General features: G+C 55.9%; 9 protein-coding genes. 6 read left to right on the top strand and 3 right to left on the bottom strand.

Annotation, left to right across the window (positions count from 1 at the left end; translation table 11 throughout):
- Positions 1-122: 122 nt before the first annotated feature.
- Positions 123-1,313 (bottom strand): tyrosine-type recombinase/integrase, encoded by a 1,191-nt coding sequence (locus THS5294_RS02085; protein ID WP_058122435.1) that lies wholly within the window; start codon positions 1,311-1,313, stop codon positions 123-125.
- A gap of 261 nt (positions 1,314-1,574) precedes the next feature.
- The gene (locus THS5294_RS02080; RefSeq protein WP_058122434.1) at positions 1,575-2,825 is read right to left on the bottom strand and encodes a urate hydroxylase PuuD; all 1,251 of its coding nucleotides are present in this window, start codon (positions 2,823-2,825) and stop codon (positions 1,575-1,577) included.
- A 100-nt stretch (positions 2,826-2,925) separates the two neighbouring features.
- On the opposite strand from THS5294_RS02080, the gene THS5294_RS02075 reads away from it, so the two are divergent.
- A complete protein-coding gene (locus tag THS5294_RS02075; RefSeq protein ID WP_058122433.1) occupies positions 2,926-3,828 on the top strand; it encodes a LysR family transcriptional regulator in 903 nt (300 codons plus the stop codon).
- Here THS5294_RS02075 and uraH read toward each other — a convergent pair.
- On the bottom strand, positions 3,825-4,169 hold the full coding sequence (uraH, locus tag THS5294_RS02070; protein ID WP_058122432.1) for a hydroxyisourate hydrolase: 345 nt from the start codon (positions 4,167-4,169) through the stop codon (positions 3,825-3,827). The genes THS5294_RS02075 and uraH overlap by 4 nt on opposite strands.
- A 143-nt stretch (positions 4,170-4,312) precedes the next feature.
- On the opposite strand from uraH, the gene puuE reads away from it, so the two are divergent.
- From puuE to THS5294_RS02045, 5 genes are all read left to right on the top strand, one after another.
- Complete coding sequence (puuE, locus tag THS5294_RS02065; protein WP_058122431.1) at positions 4,313-5,731, top strand: allantoinase PuuE; 1,419 nt, start codon at positions 4,313-4,315, stop codon at positions 5,729-5,731.
- Positions 5,728-6,597 carry a bifunctional allantoicase/(S)-ureidoglycine aminohydrolase gene (locus tag THS5294_RS02060; RefSeq protein WP_058122430.1) on the top strand — a complete coding sequence of 290 codons (870 nt, stop codon included), beginning with the start codon at positions 5,728-5,730 and terminating at the stop codon, positions 6,595-6,597. The genes puuE and THS5294_RS02060 overlap by 4 nt, the downstream gene beginning before the upstream one ends.
- Complete coding sequence (locus tag THS5294_RS02055) at positions 6,594-7,100, top strand: ureidoglycolate lyase (RefSeq protein ID WP_306434191.1); 507 nt, start codon at positions 6,594-6,596, stop codon at positions 7,098-7,100. Before THS5294_RS02060 ends, THS5294_RS02055 begins: the two co-directional genes overlap by 4 nt.
- A gap of 35 nt (positions 7,101-7,135) precedes the next feature.
- Complete coding sequence (locus THS5294_RS02050) at positions 7,136-8,548, top strand: uracil-xanthine permease family protein (protein WP_058122429.1); 1,413 nt, start codon at positions 7,136-7,138, stop codon at positions 8,546-8,548.
- Positions 8,549-9,130: 582 nt separating this feature from the next.
- Entirely contained in the window at positions 9,131-9,904 is a 774-nt protein-coding gene (locus THS5294_RS02045) for a phosphate/phosphite/phosphonate ABC transporter substrate-binding protein (RefSeq protein ID WP_058122446.1), read from the top strand.
- Positions 9,905-9,923 lie beyond the last annotated feature (19 nt).

The raw sequence follows: 9,923 nt of genomic DNA, 5'->3' as shown, positions 1-9,923 counted from the left end.
ACGCTGGCTTCACGTAGTGAATCCCCTCATGATGGGATTTGTGCAACAAAGCCGTTCAAAAGGGATCTCACTTCAAAATATTTTCTTAGACCACTACGGAGTAGTAATACTTCCTTTCTGGACTAAACAATAGATTGAGACCAACGCTCCATGAGCTCGCGGCGTTTATCAAAAAGGTCTGACCTTGCATAAGCAGCTTCCGCTTTATTCCGAACCGTATGAGCAAGCGCAGCTTCTGAAACCTCGCGGGGCACATTCGTACATTCTTGCGCCCAAGTTTTAAAAGATGTCCGGAAGCCATGAACATGTACGTCGAACCCTAGTTCTTTTGTTAGCTTTGAGAGAGTGGCATCAGATAGAGGCTTGCCCGCTTTAGTGCCGGGAAAGATGAACCCGCTTTCATCTGTGAGCTTTTCCGCAGCTGAAAGCAGATCAAGAGCCGCTTGTGAAAGCGGGATCCGAAATTCTCTTTTTGCCTTCATCCGTGCAGCGGGAATGATCCATGTAGCTGTTTCTAGATCGACCTCCGGCCACCGCACCATACGAACTTCACCAGAGCGCGTGGCCGTCAAAATTATGAGTCTCAGTGCCAATTTCGCACTTACACTAGCAGCTGAGTTATCTAGCTTTCTGAGGAATTCCGGTACTTCTGAGTATGGCAAAGACTTTCGATGTTGCGGCCGTTCTGTCTGCTTTGGCAGCGCCGAAGATATAGCCTCAGCCGGATTATCTTGCCTCCAGCCCTTTGCAACAGCCCACTTCATTACCGCCCCAATCCGTTGCCGTACGCGGCGGGCTGTCTCGGGCTTTGACAACCAGATCGGCTGCAAAACTGATAAGACATCTGCACTTCCGACCTCAGTAACCTTTTTAACACCTAAACGTGGAAAAGCATAAGTCTCGAGTGTCGCAATGAACTGTGCTGCGTGTTTCGCGTTGCGCCAACCCGGTCTGTGTATCTCGTAAACTGCACGTGCGGCCTCCTCAAACGTCATCACCGCTTCCGCTTCGCGTTTCGCCTTAAGAGGGTCCCCACCTTGTCGTGCCAGTTTACGATTCTGAAGCGCCAATTCGCGGGCTTCAGCTAGCGAAACCAAGTTAGCAGAGCCCAGTCCCATCTCGGTCCGCTTTCCTCGTATCACAATACGTTGGATCCATCGCCGCGCTCCCGTCTGATCGACCTTAAGAAACAGACCGTTGCCATCGGTATACTTCCCAGGTTTGCAAACGGTTCGCACAAAAGCTGCAGACAGCGCCTTTTCAGGGTGCTTCCCAGATTTTAGAGCTCCACCTCCAGCAAACATATCCACCATTCCACCCCCCATTTACTTTAGGAATGTGGTGGCTTTCGTCGGACTATACACGAGCCAAGCACAATCTAACCTCCTGTTAAATGGTACTTACTGGAACGGCTAGGATTATATTGAGGCGGACTGTGTCTCCGCCATTAATTTGCCTAAACATACAAAAAAACCGCCCTCAACGAGCGGCTTAAACGCTCGTTGAGGGCAGTCGTGGTCAGGCTGTGGTAAGCTGACTTCTAATTAGATGCGCTTGGGCGTTGTGTGGCCCTATTAGTCCGACAGCGCCGCGCGCTCCGCGCCGAGACCGCGGTACCAGCGGATGATTTGGGCGCGCTCATCGTCTGTCATGCCGGTCACATTGCCCGGAGGCATCGCGTGGCTAAGCCCTGCGTGCAGATAAATAGCACGAGCGTTCAGGGCGATCTGCGCGTCATTGTCTAGGCGAACGGCTTTGGGTGGCCACATCATGCCTGACCATGTGGGCTCCGGGTTGTGGCACATTGAGCAGCGACCCATGACGATATCATGCACCTCGCCGTAGCCCTCTGCCTCAACGATATATTGCATCGGTTCCGGCACGACGACCTCTGCCTGCCAATCGTAATCGCGGAACATCGGGGCCGACGACAGCCACATGATCAGCACGAAAATTACTGCAGACGCGCCAAGCGTCCAAACCGGTTTGCCTTTGCGGGCGTGCATCGAGTTAAAGTAGTGGCGGATCAAAACGCCCAGCAAAAACACCAACGATGCGATGATCCAATTATGCTCGGTCGCGAAGGCCAGCGGATAGTGGTTGGACAGCATCAGAAAGATCACGGGCAGCGTCAGGTAGTTGTTGTGGGTGGAGCGTAGCTTGGCGATTTTGCCGTATTTGGCATCCGGCGCGCGGCCTTCTTGGAGGTCTTTGACCACGATGCGCTGGTTCGGCATGATGATCAAAAATACGTTCGCGGTCATGATCGTCGCGGTGAATGCGCCCAAATGCAGCAGTGCGGCGCGGCCCGTGAAGACTTGGTTGTAGCCCCATGCCATTGTCACAAGGATGACAAACAACAACAGCATCAGTGCCGTGGGGTGTTCGCCCAAGCGGCTTTTGCACAGCATGTCATAAAGTATCCAACCAATCGCGAGCGAGCCGCCAGAAATCGCGATGGCTTGGAACGTGGACAATTCGATCTTGTCATAGTCGATCAGGTACATCTCGGCCCCGGCCCAATAGACCAGCACCAACAGAGCCGCGCCCGACAGCCATGTCGAATAGCTTTCCCATTTGAACCATGTCAGATGCTCGGGCATATTTTCGGGGGCCACGAGGTACTTTTGGATGTGGTAAAACCCGCCTCCATGGACCTGCCATTCCTCGCCATGGGCGCCGACGGGCAGATGGGGCACCTTCCGCAGGCCAAGGTCTAAGGCGATGAAATAAAACGACGAACCGATCCAAGCCATCGCCGTGATGACGTGCAACCAGCGCACCGCGAACCCGAGCCAATCCGTCATAACGGCGAGATCATACATGTGGCGTTCTCCCAAACATTTTGTGCGACGCTATACCGTCCCGCTTCTATATGATAATTGCTGATTATCCGGATCAGCTTCAAGAAAAACCGAATAATCCATGGCTAATATCAACAATATCCGCATGTTTACCCGCGTATACGAGCTTGAAAACATGTCTGCCGCGGCGCGCGATCTGCGTGTGTCGGCGGCCGTGGCCTCGAGCCGGATCGGAGAGTTGGAAAAGCAGCTGGGGATTCGGCTATTTACCCGCACGACCCGCTCCATCCAGCCCACAGAACAGGGGCGCATTTTCTATCCGAAGGCTTTGAAAGTTCTCGAAGCCCTAGAGGAGGCAGAGGCTGCGGTTCATGAGATCACACTTAACCCGCGCGGGTCTATTTTCGTGTCAGCACCGCTTGGTATTGGGCGGCGGTTGATTGCGCCGAATGTGGCCGTCTTTCGAGAGAAATACCCTGAGATACACACGCGCCTGAGGCTCTCGGACCGTGCGCTTGATGTGGCAGGCGAAGGTCTGGACGTAGCTTTTGTGGTTGGGAACCCACCGGATTCAGGCCTGATGATGAAACCGATCGCCACGTTTGAGCGAGTGCTATGCGCCTCCCCGGAATACATCAGGCGCAAGGGCCGACCGGTCCATGGCGCGGATCTGATTTCGCAGGATCACGATTGCCTGCTATTGCGGTTTCCCGGCTCGACTGAGTTCCGCTGGTCGCTCAATACCTCTGACGGGTTTCAGAACTTTGACGTCAAGGGGCCGTTTGCCTGTGACGATGGTGATGTGCTGACCGAGTGGGCGCTCGACGGGCGTGGGATCATCAACAAGCCGACGTTTGAAATCCAGCACCACCTTGATAGCGGTGCCCTGATCCCGGTCTGTCAAAAATCACCGCCGCCCAATACACAGCTTGCGGTGCTGTATCCGCATCGAAAAAACCAAGATCCTAAGAGCCGGTTTTTCATAGATTTTATGTCCGATACGCTGAAAGCCGCGCTGGCTTAGCTGCCGCGGTAGGTGCTGTAGCTATAAGGGCTCAGCAGGAGTGGGACATGGTAGTGATCTGCGTCGCTCATCACAAAACGCAGTGGGATGACGTCCAGAAAATCTGCGGGGGCATCATTGGCGCGCAGGTAATCACCGGCATGAAAAACCAATTCGTAGTTGCCCGTTTCAAACGCGTCTTGGGGCAAGATTGGGCCGTCGGTGCGGCCGTCGGAGTTGGTCGTCGTCTCGGTGATCTTGGTGGCTGTGCCGCCATCAATTCGGAACAGTTCAATCCGTAAACCCGCTGCGGGGCAGCCCTTGGCCGTGTCCAGAACATGGGTCGTGAGATAGCCAGCCATGATGCGTCTCCTGTTGGTGTAAAAGATGTCTGCGGGATGGGCTTTGCATTGGAAATGCAAGAACCCCCGAAACACTTTCAAGAAAATTTTGAAAGACCGAAACTTAATCGCGGTTTAAGCGGAGATAGCTTTGGGAGGACACTTTGCAACGTTATAGCCGAGATATGTCGGGATACGCTGGGCAACCGCCCGCGGCCAACTGGCCCAATGGGGCCAAAATTGCGATGCAATTTGTGCTGAACTACGAAGAAGGTGGTGAGAACTGCATTCTGCACGGTGATGCCGCCTCGGAGGCGTTTTTGTCCGAAATCGTCGGGGCCGCCGCTTGGGAAGGTCAGCGCCACTGGAACATGGAGTCGATCTACGAATATGGCGCGCGTGCTGGGTTCTGGCGGTTGCACGATATGTTCACGGCCCGCGACATGCCGGTTACGGTCTATGGGGTGGCGACCGCCCTCGCCCGCTCACCCGCGCAAGTGGCCGCAATGTTGGACGCCGATTGGGAAATCGCGAGCCACGGCCTGAAATGGGTCGAACACAAAGACATGCCCGAGGCCGAGGAACGCGCCCAGATCGCGGAAGCCAAGCGCCTGCACACCGCCGTCACGGGCAGCGCGCCCAAGGGCTGGTACACGGGCCGTTGTTCTGAAAATACCGTGCGATTGATCGCAGAGGATGGCAGTTTCGACTATGTCTCGGACACCTATGCGGATGATCTGCCCTATTGGACCGACGTGGCAGAGCGCCCGCAACTTGTGATCCCCTACACGCTGGATGCCAATGACATGAGGTTTGCGACACCGCAGGGTTTCAACACCGGTGAGCATTTCTACACCTATCTTAAAGACAGTTTCGACACGCTTTATGCGGAGGGTGTCGCAGGTGCGCCCAAGATGATGAGCATCGGTTTGCATTGCCGCTTGGTTGGGCGCCCCGGTCGGGCTGCGGCCTTTGCGCGGTTCTTGGATTACGTTGCCAGCCATGAAGATGTCTGGGTGGCCCGTCGTGCGGATATCGCGGCACATTGGGCGGTTGAACACCCCTATCAGGCGCCAAAGCTACAACCATCTCGCATGGACGCCGCAACATTCGTGGCCACCTTTGGCGGGATATTTGAACATTCCGCTTGGATCGCGGAGCGCGCCTATGAGGCCGAGCTAGGCCCGGCTCATGATAGTGTCATCGGCATACATGCAGCTCTCAAGACGCAGTTCCGGCTTGCGTCCGAAGATGAGCGCCTTGGCGTTTTGACCGCGCACCCGGATTTGGCAGGTAAGCTTGCGCAAGCCAAGCGCCTCACGGCAGAATCCACCGGTGAGCAATCATCTGCAGGCCTAGACGCCCTGACCGATGCAGAGCGTCAGACCTTTACTGAATTGAACGCAGCCTACGTCAAAGCCTTTGGCTTTCCGTTCATCATCGCGGTCCGCGACCACGACAAAGCCAGTATCCTAGCGGCTTTCCACGCGCGCTTGACCAACAGCCGCGCGCAAGAGTTCGCACAAGCCTGTCATCAGGTTGAACGCATCGCCTTTCACCGTCTCAAGGATCTATTCGCATGAACGTCGTGAACACCGCGCCCACAGATGGGACACAACCGATTGAGCCGCAGACCCGCTATGCCTTTCCGCCCGGTGGGATGCCCCCATTTGACGAAAGCCCCGAAGGCACCGCGATCTTTACGCCCGCGTATGCGGTCCTGCCCGCCAAGACACAGCGCGATATCGTCACCAGTTTTCTGCCCGGTTGGACGGGGCATCGCGCTTGGATCCTTGCGCGCCCATTGACCGGCTTTGCCGAGACGTTCGCGCAATACGCCGTCGAATTGCAGCCCGGCGGCGGGTCATCCACGCCCGAGCCGCTGGCCACCGCGCAAGCTGCTTTGTTTGTGGCGCATGGAAACCTTCGCTTAACCATTGGTGAGGTCTCGCATGAGCTGCGCGCAGGCTCCTTTGCGTATCTGCCTGCGGGTGCGCCTTGGCAGTTGTGGAATGCGTCCGAGGCCGAGGCAGGGTTTCATTGGGTTCGCAAAGCCTATGTGCCGCTGCCCGGTGATCTGGAGCCTGAGCCATTTGTGGTGCACGAAACGGACATAACCCCCACAGGCATGCCCGGGGCCGAAACCACATGGGCCACGCAGCGGTTTTTTGACCCGCTGGACATGGCCTATGATTTTCACATGACCATCGTGAATTTTGAGCCCGGCGGTCGGATCCCGTTTGCCGAAACGCATGTGATGGAACACGGGCTTTATGTTCTGCAAGGCACGGCCAAATATCTGCTGAACGACACGTGGGTCGATGTCGGTCCGGGTGATTTCATGTGGTTGCGCGCCTTTTGTCCGCAGGCCTGTATCGCCACTGGCGATGAGACGTTTCGCTATCTGCTCTATAAGGACGTAAACCGCCACGTGGGGCTGCACCTGTGACACAGCAAACCGCAACACCGATGCGCGCGGTTCAAGCGCGCCCCATAACTGCCGCCGCTTTTGCGCCGTTTGGTGATGTGGTCGAGGTTGGCACTGTGGCCCCGGTTTCGATCAATGCGGGGCTGTGTGACCGATTTAGCGACCTTGCATCGTTCGATATTGAAGGCGGAAAGCTGGGGCTCAGCCTGTTCCAAGCGGAACTGCGCGCCCTGCCCTACACCTGTGATCTGCTCGAGCGTCATCCGCTCGGCTCGCAGTGCTTTGTGCCAATGTCGGCCGCCCGCTTTTTGGTGATCGTAGCACCCGATGAAAATGGCCGCCCCGGTCCGCCGCAGGCCTTTGTCGCGACCAACACGCAAGCCATCAACATCGCTCGTAACACCTGGCACGGTGTTCTGGCTCCGATCGAAGGATCGGGGCTTTTTGCTGTTATCGACCGGATCGGCGACGGCACCAACCTTGAGGAACACTGGCTGGAGGAGCCAACCCTCATCACGCTCTAACAATAAAACGACTATTCTAAAGGGAGGACAGCCACATGGCTGACACATCAATCGGGACGCCAGAACAACTGCGCGATCCAAATTACACCCCACCACTGGCAAAAGCGGTCCCACTGGGTATCCAGCACGTTTTGGCGATGTTCGTGTCTAACGTGACACCCGCGATCATCATCTGTGGCGCGGCAGGCTTTGGTTTTGGCTCAAACAGCCCTGATTTTCCACAGATGATCTACATGATCCAGATGTCGATGTTCTTTGCCGGGATCGCGACTTTGATCCAGACAATCGGTTTGGGCCCCGCAGGTGCGCGCCTGCCCATCGTGCAGGGTACCTCGTTTGCGTTCATCCCGATCATGATCCCGCTGGTTGCGGGCAAAGGTGTCGACGCCATGGCTGTGGTCATGGGCGGTATTGTCGTGGGCGGTTTGTTCCACGCGGCGCTCGGCCTTTTCATTGGCAAAATCCGCTTTGCTCTGCCGCCACTGGTGACGGGCTTGGTCGTGACGATGATCGGTCTTGCTCTGGTCAAGGTCGGCATTCAGTACGCGGCTGGTGGTGTCCCCGCGATTGGCAAGCCTGAGTACGGCTCGCTCCTGAACTGGACAATGGCCGGCACGGTTGTTGTCGTCACTCTTGGGTTGAAGTTCTTTGCCCGTGGGATGCTGTCTGTTTCTGCCGTTTTGATCGGTTTGCTCGTAGGTTACGCGTTGGCCTTCATGTTGGGCGAAGTGAGCTTTGGCAACGTGGGACGGGCTGCGTCCTTTGCTCTGCCCAACCCGCTGCATTTCGGGATCGAGTTCTCGGTCGCGGCGATCATCGGCTTTTGTTTGATGTCGTTTGTGTCTGCGGTCGAAACCGTGGGCGATGTGTCCGGCATCACCAAAGGCGGCGCGGGGCGCGAAGCCACCGACAAAGAGATCCAAGGCGCCACATACGCTGACGGTCTGGGCACGGCCGTTTCGGGCCTGTTCGGGGCGCTGCCTAACACATCGTTTAGCCAAAACGTGGGCCTGATCGCTATGACCGGCGTCATGAGCCGCCATGTTGTGACCATCGGCGCATTGTTCCTGATTGCGGCGGGCTTGATCCCCAAGGTGGGTGCGATCATCTCCTCGATCCCGATTGAGGTTTTGGGCGGCGGCGTCATTGTGATGTTTGGCATGGTTGTGGCCGCTGGCGTTTCGATGCTGTCGGATGTGAACTGGAACCGCCGTAATATGGTGATTTTTGCGATCGCATTGTCGCTGGGTCTGGGTCTCCAATTGGAGCCGGGTGCGTTGCAACACCTGCCCGGGACGCTCAAGGTCCTAGCCACTTCCGGTATCCTGCCGGCAGCGTTCATCGCGATTATGCTGAACTTGATCCTCCCTGAGGAACTGGCTGCTGAAGCGACCGAAGAAGTATCGGGCGGTATGTCCGGAAACGATAGCGGGCGTTCGGGCAAGTAAGCCGAACTGCCTTCGTTGTACCTAACACTGAGCAGCTCCCACATCGGGGGCTGCTTTTTCGTTTCAGGGTAAGTTTGTGCTGTTGGTTAAGTTGCAGCGCATGCGGGTCGTGTCGCTGAGTGTTCGGGCGATGAATTTGTCACGTTATCAGGCGAGCGGTATTGTGAACCGACCGGCTCAATCCAACCCACTGGGCGGTTCTCAGGCTTGGTCGAGTTTGGATCACAACAGTTTTTCGAAAATCGAGACGCCTCCGGCGGAACTTTTCACCACGGATGTGATCGCCGCTGGAAGATCTGTGTCAAAGCACAACGCCTTAAGTCACCGAAAGGCGGCCTTCGGTGGCCTGTTCTGCTGCAATTAGAGGCAAAGTTCCCCTAACGTAACTCATCTCTTGACAGAACTACTTGTAAGTCTAAGAGCTATAACAATAACGTATAAGTATTATTGTTTACGCTAGTTTATCGAATTCCGTCAGTACCTTTAGTCGAGGACATTATGTTGCAACACCCGCCAAGAAACCCCATCGACCTAGCTCAAGCTTTCAGAAGTAGCGTGGCGGTTCTTGCCTCATGCTTTGCTTTGTCTGATGCAGCAACAGCCGATACCTTCACGATTGGCATCGTTCCGCAGTTTGAGCCGATCAAATTGGCAGAGATATGGTCGCCCATCTTGCGCGAACTTGAAGAGGAAACAGGTCATACCTTTGAAATGGTCGGCTCCCCCAGGATTTCGGAATTCGAGGATGGATTTATCGCGGGTGATTTCGACTTCGCCTACATGAACCCGTACCATTTTTTAGTCGCGCGCAAAGCCCAAGGATATGATGCGCTGGTGCGGGATGGCGCGCGGGAGCTTTTTGGCGTGCTTGTCGTCGCCAAAGACTCGGGCATTGAAAATGTTGCGGACCTAGAGGGCAAAACGATTGCATTTCCATCGCCCAATGCTTTGGGGGCGGCCCTTTTGATGCGCGCTGACTTGGACCGCATTCACGGGCTGGAGTACAAACAGGAATATGTGTCGACCCATTCGTCCACCTACTTGAACGTTGCACTGGGCCAAATGGATGCCGGCGGCGGGGTTATGGCCACCTTAAACCGCGCAGAGCCGCAGGTGAGGGACCGATTGCGGATCATCTATGAAACAACCCGTGTGCCGCCTCATCCCTTTGTGGCGCACCAGCGTATCGCACCGGACGTTGCCGAGGCCGTTCAAACAGCATTTCTCAAGATTGCCGACACCACAGAGGGCCAAGAGCTATTGGCACGTATTCCGATGCGGCAAGCCATTGCAGCCACGAGTGCTGAATACGATGGTTTGTATGCTCTCAATTTACAGAACTACTGGGTTGATTAGGCCCTTCAAGACTCTTTTT

Origin of the sequence: Thalassobacter stenotrophicus (assembly GCF_001458315.1) — a bacterium.
Classification (GTDB): Bacteria; Pseudomonadota; Alphaproteobacteria; order Rhodobacterales; family Rhodobacteraceae; genus Thalassobacter; species Thalassobacter stenotrophicus.
The sequence above is the reverse complement of the archived record's forward strand: the minus strand, read 5'-3'. Positions and strand labels throughout refer to the sequence as shown.

Excerpts from the sequence above, each read along its gene's own strand:
- THS5294_RS02085 (WP_058122435.1), bottom strand. The coding sequence starts at position 1,313 with ATGGTGGATATGTTTGCTGGAGGTGGAGCTCTAAAATCTGGGAAGCAC.
- THS5294_RS02075 (WP_058122433.1), top strand. The coding sequence starts at position 2,926 with ATGGCTAATATCAACAATATCCGCATGTTTACCCGCGTATACGAGCTT.
- uraH (WP_058122432.1), bottom strand. The coding sequence starts at position 4,169 with ATGGCTGGCTATCTCACGACCCATGTTCTGGACACGGCCAAGGGCTGC.
- THS5294_RS02080 (WP_058122434.1), bottom strand. The coding sequence starts at position 2,825 with ATGTATGATCTCGCCGTTATGACGGATTGGCTCGGGTTCGCGGTGCGC.
- THS5294_RS02060 (WP_058122430.1), top strand. The coding sequence starts at position 5,728 with ATGAACGTCGTGAACACCGCGCCCACAGATGGGACACAACCGATTGAG.
- THS5294_RS02050 (WP_058122429.1), top strand. The coding sequence starts at position 7,136 with ATGGCTGACACATCAATCGGGACGCCAGAACAACTGCGCGATCCAAAT.